General features: G+C 67.4%; 9 protein-coding genes. 2 read left to right on the top strand and 7 right to left on the bottom strand.

Annotated elements, in window-relative coordinates; all coding sequences use genetic code 11:
• Positions 1-105 precede the first annotated feature (105 nt).
• Complete coding sequence (gene ccrA, locus Q4V64_RS17700) at positions 106-1428, top strand: crotonyl-CoA carboxylase/reductase (protein WP_124442200.1); 1323 nt, start codon at positions 106-108, stop codon at positions 1426-1428.
• 28 nt (positions 1429-1456) lie between these two features.
• Here ccrA and Q4V64_RS17705 read toward each other — a convergent pair whose 3' ends face one another.
• Positions 1457-8146: a type I polyketide synthase gene (locus Q4V64_RS17705; protein ID WP_124442163.1), complete on the bottom strand. Its 6690-nt coding sequence runs from the start codon at positions 8144-8146 to the stop codon at positions 1457-1459.
• A complete protein-coding gene (locus tag Q4V64_RS17710; protein WP_348540803.1) occupies positions 8143-10026 on the bottom strand; it encodes a fatty acyl-AMP ligase in 1884 nt (627 codons plus the stop codon). Before Q4V64_RS17710 ends, Q4V64_RS17705 begins: the two co-directional genes overlap by 4 nt.
• Before the next feature lie 272 nt (positions 10027-10298).
• Here Q4V64_RS17710 and Q4V64_RS17715 point away from each other — a divergent pair, with 272 nt between their 5' ends.
• Entirely contained in the window at positions 10299-11723 is a 1425-nt protein-coding gene (locus tag Q4V64_RS17715; RefSeq protein ID WP_172629358.1) for an MFS transporter, read from the top strand.
• 169 nt (positions 11724-11892) lie between these two features.
• On the opposite strand, the gene Q4V64_RS17720 is transcribed toward Q4V64_RS17715, so the two are convergent.
• From Q4V64_RS17720 to Q4V64_RS17740, 5 genes are all read right to left on the bottom strand, one after another.
• On the bottom strand, positions 11893-12171 hold the full coding sequence (locus Q4V64_RS17720) for a hypothetical protein (protein WP_124442160.1): 279 nt from the start codon (positions 12169-12171) through the stop codon (positions 11893-11895).
• A gap of 140 nt (positions 12172-12311) precedes the next feature.
• Positions 12312-12584: a hypothetical protein gene (locus Q4V64_RS17725; protein WP_124442159.1), complete on the bottom strand. Its 273-nt coding sequence runs from the start codon at positions 12582-12584 to the stop codon at positions 12312-12314.
• 265 nt (positions 12585-12849) lie between these two features.
• On the bottom strand, positions 12850-13116 hold the full coding sequence (locus tag Q4V64_RS17730; protein WP_124442158.1) for a hypothetical protein: 267 nt from the start codon (positions 13114-13116) through the stop codon (positions 12850-12852).
• A 602-nt stretch (positions 13117-13718) separates the two neighbouring features.
• Entirely contained in the window at positions 13719-13991 is a 273-nt protein-coding gene (locus tag Q4V64_RS17735; protein WP_124442157.1) for a hypothetical protein, read from the bottom strand.
• A gap of 232 nt (positions 13992-14223) precedes the next feature.
• Positions 14224-14493, bottom strand: a complete 270-nt coding sequence (locus Q4V64_RS17740; protein ID WP_124442156.1) for a hypothetical protein — start codon at positions 14491-14493, stop codon at positions 14224-14226.
• Between the last annotated feature and the right edge of the window lie 290 nt (positions 14494-14783).

Genomic DNA, 14783 nt, shown 5'->3' on the forward strand with positions numbered 1-14783 from the left:
CGAACAGCCGGAGCGATCCGCTCGTATGGCAGAGCAGCAGTTGCGGGGCAGCAGGTCAGCGGTTCTCTTGGAACAGTCGTGGAGCATGACGAGATTGGAGCCGAAATGACATCGCCCCTGTCCGAAGCTGTCATCGCGGGTGCGGACGCAGCGGACCTCGAGTCACTTCCTCTTCCGGATTACTTCCCGGCGGCCTGTGTGCGCGCCAGCGACGTCGACATGTTCGAGGGTGTCAATGACAAGGACGTGCGCAAGTCCCTGTTCGTCGAGAAAGTTCCGATGCCTCAGCTCGCTCCGGACGAGGCTCTGATCGCCGTGATGGCGAGTTCGATCAACTACAACACGGTCTGGACGGCCATGTTCGAGCCGTTGCCCACCTTCCAGTTCCTCAAGGAAATGGGGAAGGCCGGGGGATGGGAGGCACGGCACGATCTGCCGTACCACATCGTGGGTTCCGATGCTTCGGGCGTCATCGTCCGTACGGGATCGTCCGTGCGCAGGTGGAAGGTCGGTGATCACGTTTCGATCTCGCCGGTCTATGTCGACGAGCAGGATCCTGACACCCATTGCGACGGCATGCTGGGGCACGGGCAGAAGGCGTGGGGGTTCGAGACGAACTTCGGCGGTCTGGCTCACTACGCCGTCGTCCGGGCGAGCCAGTTGATGCCGAAGCCTCCCGCCCTGACCTGGGAGGAAGCGGCCGTCAATCCCCTGTGTGCCAGTACGGCCTACCGCATGCTGGTCAGTGACCGCGGTGCGCGGATGAAGCAGGGCGACATCGTGCTGGTCTGGGGCGCGACCGGTGGGTTGGGGTCCTACGCCGTCCAACTGGTGCGCAACGGAGGCGGAATCCCGGTCGGCGTGGTGAATTCCGACGAGAAGGCACGTCTGCTCAGGTCACTCGGATGCGATGCCGTCATCAACCGCCAAGAGGTTCTGGGCGGGGACGACACGCTCCTGCAGCGTTTCGAGGGGTGGAAGAAGATGGGGAGGGCGATCCGCGAGGTGGTCGGTGAGGACCCACACATCGTGTTCGAGCACGTAGGCAGGCAGACTTTTCCGGCGTCCGTGTTCCTGACCAGGCGAGGCGGGACGGTCGTTACCTGCGGATCCAGTACCGGCTACGAGCACACATATGACAACCGATATCTGTGGATGCGGCTGAAGCGGATCATCGGCAGTCACGGCGCGAACCTTCACGAGCAGTGTGAGGTCAACCGGCTCATCACCATGGGCAACGTGGTTCCTGCCCTGTCGAGGACGTATCCGCTGGCGGAGGTCGCTGCGGCTGCGCGGACTGTCCAGGCCAATGAGCACATCGGCAAGGTCGGTGTGCTGTGTCTGGCTCCCCGTCCTGGGCTTGGCGTTACCGACCCGCAGGCCCGTGCTCAGGTGGGTGAGGAGCGGTTGCGCCTGTTCCGCAGGTGAGCCCCACACAACAGGCGCGATTCAGCGATCACTGGGTGTGCCGCCCGATGGCACGGGCGACGTGCCGCGCGATGGTCCGGACGTGGGGCGGGTCGATGACGGACAGGTGGTCGCCCTCGACGGGGACGATCTCGAGAGACTCGCACAGGGGCGCCCATCCGAGGTCCGCGTCCTGCCGGAGGTAGCGCGGGTCCAGAGCGGTGGTGAGCTGCTGCGGTTGCTGGGCGCGGTAGAGCACTACGTGGCCGTCGTGGGGACGGGGGACGTACCGTTCGCCGACGCGGGCATCGACGTACGAGGTCCGCTGGTGCTCCATGATCCCTGGGCTCATGTCGAGGCCGGCGTCGGCGACCAGACGCATGATCACATCGATCTGCTGCTCGTCCGGGGTGGCCGCCAGCTCTTCGTAGGGCAGGTCCAGACGGTGGCCGTACGTCTTCTCGATGTATTCGGCGAAACGGCCGAAACGCTCGAGCAGGAACTCCGGTGATTCCCGCTGCGGCAGAGCGGCGGGCAGGATGGTGTCGATCAGTCCGAGGAACCCGATGTCCTGTCCCTCTTGCTTCATCTGACAAGCCACTTCGTAGGCGAGGCATCCTCCGAAGGACCAGCCGAGCAGGTGGTAGGGCCCTTCCGGCTGGACGTCACGCATGAGCGCGCGGTAGTGGGCTGCCTTGTCCTCCATGGTCCTCAACTCTTCGACGCGTTCCAGCCCGTACACAGGTTGTTCGGCCGGCAAGAGCCCCGTCAGAGGCAGGTAGACCGAGGTCGGTCCGCCGGCTGGGTGGAAGGTGAACAGCGGAGGCCGCTGTGACCCGGCGGATGCGGGGCGCAGGGTGGTGAGTGCCGACTGGCCGGTTCGGTTGACCACCGGCCGGATCAGTTCGGCGACGGCTGCGACGGTGCGGTGAGCGAGGATGGCGGGGGCCGTCAGGCTCAGCCGGGTGTCGTTGCCCAGCCGCCGGCGGATGACGACCGCCATGGCCTCGGCGGCGCGTTGGTCTCCGCCGGCAGCGGTGAAGTCCTCATGGATGTCCGTGGGCCCACGGTGCAGGACTTCGGCCCAGGCGCTCGCGACCAGCCGCTCTGCGGCGTCCCGGGCACCGAGGGAGCTTGGCAGCGAGGGTGCGGACGGCTGTGCCTGTCGGGTGCTGTCAGGCGCTGCAGGTGGGGAGCCGGCCTCCGGCGCGGCGGAGCCGAGGCCGAGTTGTTCCAGCACCGCGCCGCCGAGTTCGCGCAGGCAGGCGCCACGCAGGAGGCTTGAGGCAGGCAGGTCGATGCCGAAGTCCTGGCGAACCGCGTTGTGGATCCGCACCGCCATCAGGGAGTCCAGTCCGAGATCGGTCAGCGCAGTGGTCTCGTTGAGTTCGTGGGCGCTGAACCCCATGATGGCTGCCGCCCTCTTGACCAGGCGTGCGTATACCGTGTCCGGGGCTGAGCTTCCGAGGGCTGCGATGCCGGCGGGGCCGACCCAGTCGTCGGCGCTGAGCGCCCCGTCCTCGAGAACGTCGGTGAAGAAGGGGATGGCTGACAGACCGGGGAACGCCGCCAGCACGCGGTCCGTATCGAGGTGCACGACGCCGACGTGCGTACGGTTGAGAGTGACGAGCGCCTGCAGGGCGTCCATTCCCTCGGTCAGGTGGATGGGATCCAGGGCCAGCGCCGGGTTCCCGGCCGCCCCACCGACGTTCTCCCAGGGGCCCCAGGCGATGGCGGTCGTCGGCCGGCCGGAGGCTCTGCGGTGGTGAGCCATGGCGTCGAGCCAGGCATTGGCGGCCGCGTAGGCGGACTGTCCCGGTGAGCCGACAAGTGCTGCGGCGGAGCTGTAGATCACCCACCAGTCCAGATCGTGGTCGGCGGTGGCTGCCTGAAGGTTCCGGGCTCCGACGGTCTTCGGCCGCAGCACGGTGTCGAGGTCCGCCGGCTCGAGGTCCGTGATCATGCGATCGTGCAGGACACCGGCACAGTGCGCGATGCCGCGCAAGGTGTGGCCTTCGGCAAGAGCGGCACGCACGAGGCTGGGGGCGACATCCGGTTCTGCGATGTCTCCTTGGACCACGGCAACGGAGATTCCCTGGGCCAGCAGCTCGGCCAGCACAGACTGAGCCTCGGGCCCGGGGGCACGGCGTCCGTTGAGGACGATGCGGCCGACGCCCTGCTCGGCGAGTCGGCCTGCCGTTGCCAGGCCCAGTCCGGTCAGACCACCGGTGATGATGTAGGCGCCGTCGGGACGTGTGAATGCCACCTCGTCGTTGCGCTGAGGGGTGAGGTCGGCACGGGCGAGACAGGCCGTGAGGCGGGTGCCGGCCCTCCAGGCGATTTCATCGGCGTCACCGCCCGCAAGGAGTTCCTGGACGAGGTCGCCGACCGCGCCGGGCTGTTTGTCGATGTCCACCAGCGAGGTCCGCAGATGGGGGTGTTCGAGTGCCATGACACGGACGAGTCCACGCAGGCAGGCAAGATGCGGCGTCCCGGGTTCCCCAGGCCCTGTCGCCTGTGCCAGCACGGTGGCCATCCACAGGCGCGGCGGTTGCTGGTGCGTGCCGCCGGCCAGGCATCGGGCCACCCGTGCCGCCGTGCGCAGTGGCCGCATGTCGTCGTCGCGTTCGTGCTGCGGGAAGAGCAGAACGACGGCGCTCGGGCCGTCCTGTGGGATCTGCAGCCATGCGTCCAGTACGGAGTCGCAGGCGTCGTCCTGGGCATCGGTCAGCGTGACGCCGACACCCCCGGCTTCCAGGGCCGACGCGAGCGAGGCCGTGATGCCGCCTGCGGCGTGCGGTTCGTCGCTCACTAGGAGGGCACGGTGCAGGCCCAGCGGCAGGGGGACGGTGGACTTCTTCCACTGGATGTCGTAGGTGCACGTTTCGAGGGGCCGGGGGACCTCGCGCTGCTCGATGGGACGCAGCAGAACGGACCGGGCGACGATCTCGCTTGTGGCGCCTTGGGCAGTGACGTGCCACTGGTCGGCGTCGGTGTCCGCCGAGTCGGCGCCGACGGCAGGCGTGCAGCGGATGTCGTAACCGGTGTCGAGGATGCCCGGCCCCTTGATGTGCAAGGTCCGTACGCCGACCGGGACGGTGTGCGCGGTGGCCTGGACGGCGCGGTCACTGCCTGGTGGCGTGCTCTCGGCGCCGGCCGCACTCAGCGATTCGAACATGGCGGTCAACAGGTGCGCGTAGGACGGCCGGTGTGGGTGCTGCAGGTCCGCGGAGGCGAAGTGCTGGATGAAGGCCGGGGCCTGTTCCACGTCGGGGTGGTGCTCACCCGGTGGTTCGGGTTCGCGGGTGATGCGGGCCGAGGCGTAGCAGCGCCAGGCGGTGCCGGTGCCGCGGGCGTGGAGGGTGACGGTCCCGTGTGTGCCGGAGGCCGGTTCCCACACCGCGGTCAGGGGGGTGCTGCTGGAGATGGCGAGCCACTGGTGGATCCGCAGGTCCTCGATGCCGAGGTGGGTGATGCCCTCTCGGGCCCAGAGGTCCAGGCCGGCTTCGATCATCAGCTCCGCGGCCTCGGCGAGGGTCAGCACCGCTCTGTCGTGGACCGTGCTCCCGGGGCGGTGCCGACGGGTACCGACGTCTCCCAGCCACAGCACAGCGCCGGTCCTCGGGTCGTCGGTGCGCACGCCCAGCAGGGGGTGGCCGCCGACCGGGGTCGAGCCGACGTGGCGGGAGAACCAGAACCGTTTGTGACGCCAGGCGGGGGTGGGCAGTGCGGTGCGCGCCCCGGCGGGCCACAGCCCGGTGCTCATCGTGACGCCTGCGAAGTGCAGCCTGGCCAGCGCGGCGCGTACGGCGACGGTGTCGTCCGCGTTCTTGTGCAGGGTCGGGACGGCCAAGGCCTGGTCACCCCCCGGTGTCGCGTCGAGCGTCTCGGTGAGCGGGACGACGGCAATGGGGTGGGGTGAGATTTCCAGGAACAGAGTGTGGCCGTCTTCGGTGGCCGCGGTCACCGCCTGTTGCAGACGCACCGGGCGGCGGACGTTGGCGCACCAGTAGCTCGCGTCGGCTGCCGGGTCCGCGCGGGGATCGTCGAGGACTGTGCTGTACCAGGGCGTAGTGGGTGCGCTCGGGCGCAGAGCGACAAGATCTTCGCGCAGGGGCGGCAGAATGGGATCGACTGCGGCTGAGTGTCCGGCTCCACCGACCTCCAGCAGCCGGGCGAGGCGACCCTGCTCGGTCAACTCATCCACCAGGTCGCGCACCGCTTGGGCCGGTCCGGCCACCGTGCAGCGCTGCGGCGAGGAGTGGACGGCGACCTCCACACCGGGAAAGCGGCTGAGGATGTCCGTCCGGGACTGTGCGGGCAGCTCGATCGCGGCCATCGCACCGGCCTGTTCGGCGTCGATGGTGGCGAGGCGGGCCGATCGGCAGGCGATGACGCGAAGTCCGTCGCCGGCGTCGAGTGCGCCCGCGACCACGGCGGCTGTGACTTCGCCCATCGAATGGCCGATGACGGCCGCGGGTTCCACGCCGTAGGCCCGCATGGTCTGCGCCAGGGCCAGCTGGATTCCGAAGAGCAGCGGCTGGGTCCGGTCCACTGTCCGGCCGGATTCGGACGTGAGCATGTCGGTCAGTGAGGAGCCGCTCTCCGCGATGAAGACCGGATCGAGCGCGGACACCTGGGCGGCGAAGACGGAGTCTTCGGTCAGCAGCCGCCGCCCCATGCCCTTCCACTGTGAGCCGTAACCGGAGAAGACGAAGACGGGTCGGCGCGCTGTGGACGACTGAGCCGCTCCGGCGTCGGTGCAAGCAGCGACTACTCCGGGAACAGTCTCGTCCCGGGCCAGCGCGGCGAGCCTGGCAGCAGCCTCGGGGTGGGTCCGCGCGACGACGGCGGCGCAGGACGGGCCACGGCGATGCGACGCGAGGGTGTGGGCGATATCGATGAGCGCGGGTGCGTCGTCGGCGGCCACCCACCGCGACAGACTCGCAGCCACGTCGGCGAGCCGGTCCGGGGAGCGGGCGGACACCACCAGGATGTGCGGGTGGTTGCCCTCTTCGTCGTCGGCCGGCGAAGGCAACGCGGGACTCGGAACGGTTGGCGGCGCCTGCTCAAGGACGGCGTGGGCGTTCGTACCGCCGAATCCGAAGGCGGACACACCGGCGCGTCCCGGACGGTGACCCGGGGTGGGCCAGACGGTCGGTTCGGTCACCACGCGCAGGCCCAGTTCGGCGAAGTCGATGTGGGGGTTGGGGCTGCGGAAGTGCAGGCTGGCCGGAATGCGGCTGCGCTGCAGGGCCAGCGCGGTCTTGATCAGGCCGATGATGCCGGCTGCGCCTTCGAGGTGCCCCAGATTGCTCTTGACCGATCCGATGAGCAGCGGCTGGTCGGGCCGCCTGCCGCGGCCGACGACCGCTCCGAGGGCTGCTGCCTCGATGGGGTCTCCCAGCAGGGTGCCCGTTCCGTGCGCTTCGACATAGTCGACGTCGGCGGCGTCGATCCGTGCGTCACGCAGGGCGTCGCGCAGCAGCGCTTCCTGCGCCGTCGGGTTGGGTGCCATGAGCCCCGCCGACCGGCCGTCCTGATTCACGGCGGTACCCCTGACGACGGCGATGACCCTGTCGCCGTCGCGCTGGGCATCGGCGAGACGCTTGAGGACGACGACGCCGCAGCCCTCACCGCGGGTGATTCCGTCCGCCGCGGCGTCGAAGGGCTTGCACTTGCCGTCCGCGGCCAGCGCACCGGCCTGTTCGAACGAGGCCGTGACCGCCGGGGACAGGAGCACGTTGACACCTGCGGCCAGTGCTGTGTCGCACTCCCCACTGCGCAGGCTGCGGCAGGCCAGGTGCACCGCCACGAGGGACGACGAGCAGGCCGAGTCGGTGGTGATGCTGGGGCCGCGGAGGTCGAGCAGGTAGGACACGCGGTTGGCGACGATGCTGCCGGCGGCTCCGGTGCTGGTCCACGGTGTCAGGCGCGCGGGGTCGGAAGTGGTCAGATGCCCGTACTCGAGGGCACTCAGGCCGACGAAGACGCCGGTGCGGGTGCCCTGGAGGGCGTGGGCAGGTACTCCCGCATGGTCCAGCGCCTCGCAGCTGACTTCGAGCAGCAGCCGCTGCTGGGGATCCATGACTTCGGCCTCGAGGGGCGTGATGCCGAAGAAGTCCGCGTCGAATCCCTCGATGTCGTCGAGGAAGGCGCCGCACTGTGTGGTGGATTCCATCAGGGCGGTGACGTCGGGCGCTGTGCCGGTGAAGTTCCGCCACCGTCCTTCGGGCACCTGGCTGACCGCGTCCGTTCCCGCCAGGAGTTGTTCCCAGAACGCGTCCGGTCCGTGCACGTTTCCGGGCAGGCGGCAGCCGATGCCGACGATCGCGATGGCGCGGTCGTCAGTGCTGGAAGTGGCGGCCGCTTCGTCGGACGTATCGAGCTGCTCGTCCGATTCCGCGCTGTCGGCGTTGTCGGCGTTGTCGGCGGTCGTCAGGGTGCTGACCAGTTGTCCGATGGTGGGGTGTTCCCACAGCAACGTGGCGGGCAGTGACCGGTCCAGCATCTTCTCCAGCTCGCCGGCCAGTCCGACGGCGTCGCGGGAGGTGAGGCCGTATTCCGCCAAAGGGCGGGCGTCGTCGAGTTGTTCCGGGGAGATGCCGCTGATGTCCGAGACCAGCTGCACCAGCGCGTTCCGCAGGTCGGTAACGCCCGATCCGGCGCGACTGTCCGTGGTGGAGGTCGTGGTCGGGGTGTCCTCGACCGGCTCCTTGTGTCCGCCTGGTTGCTTCATCCGGTGCCGGTCTCCCTCTGTGCTCGCGTGTCGGAGCTCCAGGCGCCCTGGAGGTAGCGCTCACGGCATGCTCCGCGGGCGACCTTGCCGCTGGTGGTGTGGGGAACGGTGCCCGGCTGGGCAAGGACGAAGTCGTGAAGGGCGATGGCGTGGCCGGCGGACACCGCCGCGCGGACGGCGCGTGTCGCCTCGTCCAGGACGCTGTGGGGTTCTGCGAGGTCACGGGCGTGCTCGGCGACGACGACCAGGCGTTCTCCGTCATCGGTGAGGACGGAGAACGCTGCGGTGTGGTGGCGGCGGACGGCCGGATGGGCCGTCTCGACGGTCTGCTCGATGTCCTGCGGATAGTGATTGGTGCCGTCGATGATCACGAGGTCCTTGATGCGGCCGGTGATGTAGAGCTGCTTGTCGTGAAACAGTCCGAGATCGCCGGTGCGCAGCCAGTGATGCGTGTGGTCGCTCGGGGAGTCACCGTGGAGTGTGGCGCGGAAGGTGGTTTCGCTCTGTTCCGGGCGTCTCCAGTAGCCACGTCCGACGTTGGGCCCGCGAAGCCAGATCTCGCCGACGTGCCCGTCCTCCAGACGGACGCGGGTGAGCGGGTCGACGATGGCGGCCTCCTGCTCGGTCGGCTGTCCGCATCCGACCAGGCGGGTCACTGCCTGCGCTTCGGTCGCCTCGACCACACGGGCGGTGCCGTCCGCCAGCGCGTCACGGTCGAAGCAGGTGACGGTCGGTTCCTCCCCGGCCGGTGAGGCGGAGACGAACACGGTCGCCTCGGCCAGCCCGTAGGACGGGCGCATGGCTGTGCGGACCATGCCGACCGGGGCGAAGGCCTGCTGGAACCGTTGTAGCGTCTGCTCGACGATGGGTTCACTGCCGTTGACCATGGCAGCAACCGATCCCAGTGACAGCTCGCTGCGCTCCTCGTCGGTGACGCGGCGCGCACAGTAGTCGTAGGCGAAGTTGGGAGCGGCGGTGAGCGCTCCCGGGTACCGGGTGAGCAGACGCAGCCACCTGATGGGCTGTTGCACGAAGGCCAACGGCTCCATGAGTACCGAGTGGACGTGGCCGACGATGGGCAGCACGACCGCCAGAACCAGCCCCATGTCGTGGTACAGCGGAAGCCAGCCGACGGTGCGGTTGCGCCCGGTGCGGATGTCGTACGCCTCCAGGGCCTGGCGTGCGTTGGCGCAGACGTTGGCGTGGGTGATCTCCACTCCGGACGGCACGCGGGTGGAGCCCGAGGTGTACTGCAGGTAGGCGCAGTCCTCGGGTCGCGGGTGAAGGGTCTCCTCGCCCGTCGGTACGACCCCTGGCGCCGGCCCTGAGAGCAGTTCCTGCTCGGTGACCACGCGTACGCGGAGGCCGTCCTGGTTGGCACAGAACTTCTCCGCGGCCTGAAGCGAGTCGGGGCTGGTGAGGGCGAGCACCGGGTCGGCGTCGGTGAGTGCGGCGGCGAGCTTGTCCGCATGGCCGGGCAGGGCCGGAGGGAAGAGAGGGACGGCGATCGCGCCGGCGCACGTGGCCGCGAGAAAGCCGACGACGTAGTCCAGGTTCTGCGGTGCCACGACAGCCACGCGCTCGCCGGCTGCGCCGGTGTGACGCAGGGCGGCCGCGAGGGTGCGCACCCGCTTCTCCAGTTGGCGCCACGTCAGGCTGGAGGGGACTCCGTCGCGTTCGGTGCTGAAGTCCACGAAAGTGAACGCTGTCTCGTCGGGGGTTTGTGCTGCGGCCTGAGCGAGATGGTGGCTGATCGTGTCACTAACGGTTTCCAGCACTGAGTCACCGAACCTTCGTTCCGGGCAAGGATTGGACTCTTTGGCCGTTAGGCCGTAAGGCGGAGTTGATGGCAACCGTCGCCGCCCAGCACCTTTTTCCACTGAATGCTGGCAGTGGTGAGTGATCAGCCAAACACGGAGACATGGCTGGCTTCCAGTGACACACCGAATCGGCCACCCGGCCGGTGCAACGAGGCCGAGCAGCATGCCTTTGCAGCACCGAATACCCTAATCAGGGTCTTCACAAGTCGCACTTGAGTCACCCAGAGGGCAGCGTATGCCGAAGGGGCATGAAGAACGTGTCTGCCCATCCATGCCCTCCCCCGCTGCTCGAGGCAGGTCCCATGAGTCGACTGCGTATCCTCGCCATCCTCATGGCCGTTCTTCTGCCGTCATTCATGACGGCCCTGGACAACACCATCGTCAATGTGGCACTGCCTCAAATCCGAGCCGAACTCGCATTGGGTGACGCCGACATGAAATGGGCAGCAGTCATTTACCCCCTCACCCTCTCAAGCTTTCTCCTCCTGGGCGGGCACCTGGCCGACACCGTCGGGCGGCGCGCGACGCTGTTGCTCGGCGTCGCCTTCTTCACCGTTTCCTCGGTCGGATGCAGCGTGGCGACCTCAGGAATGGTGCTGATCGCTTTCAGAGGGCTGCAAGGAGCCGGCGCAGCGCTGATCCTGCCGGCCTCACTGGCGGTCCTGTCGCACGACCTTCCGCCCCGCGCACGCAATACCGCCTTCAGCGCCATCACCGCAACGCTGGCCTCGGCGCTGGCTTGCGGACCCGTTGTCTCCGGTGTGATGACGCAGCACCTGGGCTGGGAATCGGTCTTTGCGATCAACGCGCCGCTGGGATGCGCGAGCCTCCTCGTCGGTTTCGTCGTTCCCCGGCCCGGCTCCTCGCCCGGCTCTGCGCCCACACCATCGGCCACCCTCTCTCTCCGCATTGTGGCATTGGCCTGTTCCTCGCTGGCGGCCCTCGCCTACTGCCTGATCGAAGGACCCGGGCGTGGATACGTCAGCCTTCCCGTGGCCGCGTCGGGAATCATTGCCGTCGCCTCGGCCGTCGGCCTGTCGTACGAGCTGACGATGCGCCGGAATGCCGCGCTGCGGCTTCTCTTTCGGCCGCGTCCCTTCATCGGCGGGATCATCACTCAGCTGCTGTGGGGGCTGAGCGTGAGCGGAGTCTATTTCTTCACCTCTCAATTCCTGCAGAACGGGCTCGGTCTCACCCCGACGTCAGCCGGACTGACGTTCATCCCCGTGGCGCTTTCCCTGCTGGTCATCGCTCCCTTCATCGCCCGGATGGCGCGGCGCTGGGGAGACGGGCCAATCTCCGCTCTGGGCCTGCTCATGGTTGGCCTCGGCCTGCTCATGGTCGCCCTGGGAAGCTCCGGAGGAAATCTGGTCCACATTTTGCCGGGTCTTTCGACCATCGGCTTCGGCTCCGCACTGGCTGTTCCGCTGAGCACCCGTGCGCTGGAATCCTCGCCCGACCACCTTTCCGGCATCGCCGCCGGGTTGTTCAGCGCCATCCGCGAGGCGTCCGGAGTCGTCGGGATCGCCTTGGTGGGCGCGATGGTGTCGTTCGTGGAGCATGACGCAGCCGCCGCAGGAGCCAATGACTCGGACGCGTTCCTCTCCGGCTACCAAGCCGGTCTGTGTCTGGCCGCCGCGCTGGTCGGGGCAGGAGTACCCGTCGCGTTGTGGGCGCTGCGACGCCACGGGGGCACGGCACATGGCGGCAAGGGGCAGTCGCCCTTGAATGTGGACACCTTGAAGCCTGGATCGTGAGCACGCCACAGTCCGGCGCGGCGGCCCGCGGCCGTGGCACGCCTCCGGCCCGGCGGCATACAGGGGTGGCCGGGACCCGGTATCGGGTCCCGGCCACCCCCGTATGTACGGATGGACTTACGCGAGTGCTGCCGACGACAAAAGGCGCCTCGGCCGTCTCGGTCTGACGTCAGGACTGCTTGCCAGGGACGGAGAAGCTGCTGACGCAGTCGATCTGACCGCCTGAGGCCGGACAGTCCTGTGTCGAGTGGTTGACGACGGTGATGTTTCCGCGCTTGTCGGTGGTGACCTGGTACTCCTTCACCTGCGAACAGCTCTTGTAGCCGTTGCCGTTGTCGACGCACCCGCTGGAGCGGTCATCGGCGAAGGCCTGGACGGCACCGGCACCGATCAGAGCAAAGCTCCCCAGGACGCCCACTGCCGCTGCGATCTTCTTCGAATTGAACATCTGCCTTTTCCTTTTACCGTCGGCCCCCGTGACTGGACTGCGGTGCGTTCCGGACGCGTGGCCCGGGAACGAAGTCAGTGGCAACTCCGAGGCTCGGACACCTGGTCGGCCCCTGATGGCTGCCTACACCCGATGAGCGACTACTTGCCGGCGGGGACGACCTGAGTGCACTTCACCGACTTGCGCTCGCTCTGGTCGACGAACTGGACGCCGAGGAGGTTGATCACGAGATTCACGTCGCCGACATTGACCAGTCCCCAATTGGCCTCGTCCGTGGAGCACTTCTGGTTCTGCTGGGGGTTGTCGGCCTTGGCCTTCGAGTCCCCGTCCGCAGCCTGGCCGACGCCGGCGCCCAGGAAGCTGACGCTGCCGAGCATGGCAACGGCGACTGCCGCCTTCTGGTACTTGCGCATTACTTCTCCGTTCTCGTTTAGTCACGGCCAGTAACAGAACAGCCGCGCACAGTTGTCAACTGTAAGGGATGTTAGGGGTATCAGTGAGCGAAACACCCAAGATGGGGATTTCCCCAAAAAGACCCATAATCTAGCTTTTGTGTCCGCATACGAGTGACCGCCTGGCCGACTCAGGCGACCTGCGCAGAGAACCCAAACAGCGGGCCCCGGGGTTCGAACGCCTGGTTCGAACCCCGGGGCCCGCTTGAGATCACCCGGCCAGCACTTACCGGCCGATGGTGAAGAGCTGAGCACACTCCACCGACGTACGCTTACTCTGGTCGATGAACTGGAAGCCCGCCGCATTGGTCGGCGCGAAGACGTCCGCCAAGTCGGAGCCCTTGATGTTGACCTCGTCCGCCGAGCACTCCTGGCTCTGCTTGTTGTCGAGCTTGACCTTCGGGTCCCCGTCAGCGTGGCCGACACCGGCACCCAGGAAGCTGACACTGCCGAGCATGGCCGCGACGACTGCGACCTTCTGGTACTTGTGCATTACGTCTCCGTTTCTTGTGTCGACACAGTCCGTTAGGGACTGGTCACCGACAGTCCTCACCTTAAGGAGCGTTTCTGGCTTTTTGCTACGCGAAACGCCCATTGCGCTCTCATCTCGAGAGGTTTTCCGTCACGGGGTACTTGCTGCGGCGTCCGCAAGCAGGCAGCGAGCCGACCATCCCGGCCATGCCGGGCAGGCTCGCCGCGCAGTACGACACGTCGGCTGCGCATGATCGCGGGATCCGACGACGACCTGGCGGACATGCTCACCCGCGTCGCGAACCAGCCGACGACCCGCTGAGCCAGAGGCACCAATCGGGCATCCGGCCACGCTCCGGCTCCTGGAAAACATCGACTCCCCCGCCCGGATCCGTGAGGCCGGACGCGCGCCGACCGATCACGATCCCGCACCCCAGGTCCGCGCACAGCCGAGCATGCGACCCAAGGCATCTTCACCGCTCGGGGTGAACCGACTTGTTGCCCCGGCAGGACGCCGCCGTGGTCGTGACCAAGATCGGCGGGAACCTGACCTCACCCCAAGCAGAACAGCAGGCCCCGGGGCTCGAACGGTGTTCGAGCCCCGGGGCCTGCTAGATCACCTGATCAGCGCTTACCGCCGATGGTGAAGAGCTGAGCACACTCCACCGACGTACGCTCACTCCGGTCGACGAACTGGAGGCCCGCCGCATTGGTCGGCGCGAAGGCGTCCGCCGCCTCAGTGCCCGTGATGTTGACCTCGTCCGCCGAGCACTTCTGGCTCTGCTTGTTGTCGAGCTTGACCTTCGGGTCCCCGTCAGCGTGACCGACACCGGCACCCAGGAAGCTGACACTGCCGAGCATGGCCACGACGACTGCGGCCTTCTGGTACTTGCGCATTACGTCTCCGTTTCTCGTACCGACACAGCCCGTTACGGTCTGGTCACCTACAGCACTCATCGTAGGTGACTTTTTCGACTTTCAGCGCGCGAGACACTCAAAGGCAAAAACAAGACAATTGACAATGAACTCGGACAGACCAACGTCACCCCGCTCGGCAAGCCGCGGCAGACCCCGGGCCTCGAACTCCTGGTTCGAGGCCCGAGGCCTGCCTGAGTCACCTGATCAGTGATCAGCCGCCGAACCCGAAGAGCTGACCACAGCGCACCGAGTTGCGGTCACTCGCGTCGATGATCTGGACACCGGCCCCATTGGTCGGCGCGAAGACGTCCGCCGCCTCGGTACCAACGATGTTCACCTCGTCCGCCGAGCAGATCTGGGTCTGGTCACTGCCGAGCTTGAGCTTGTGACCCTCGTCGCCGGCGTGACTGACGCCGGCGCCCAGGAAGCTGACGCTGCCGAGCATGGCCGCGACGACTGCGGCCTTCTGGTACTTGCGCATTTCCTCTCCGTTTCTTGAGTAGGCACAGTGCGTGATCGACTGTGCGCGAACAGTCATGAAGATACCGTGACGTTTGTGATATTTCATGATGAAACGCCGAGTGCTTGATCTTTCCGAAAGGTCGCAGGCCGGGGTGCCGCTGCGCGTCCCTCAAGTGGCCGAACCGGGTGGTCACCTTCGGCCGCACACACATCCCGGGCAAAGAGGGTGATCCGGAGGTACTCGCCGTGACCGGGGCGAAAGCGGCGCGTTGAAGGGGAAGTGCGATCGCCCATTCCGCTACCGCACTC

Source organism: Streptomyces sp. NL15-2K (assembly GCF_030551255.1).
Lineage (GTDB): Bacteria > Actinomycetota > Actinomycetes > Streptomycetales > Streptomycetaceae > Streptomyces.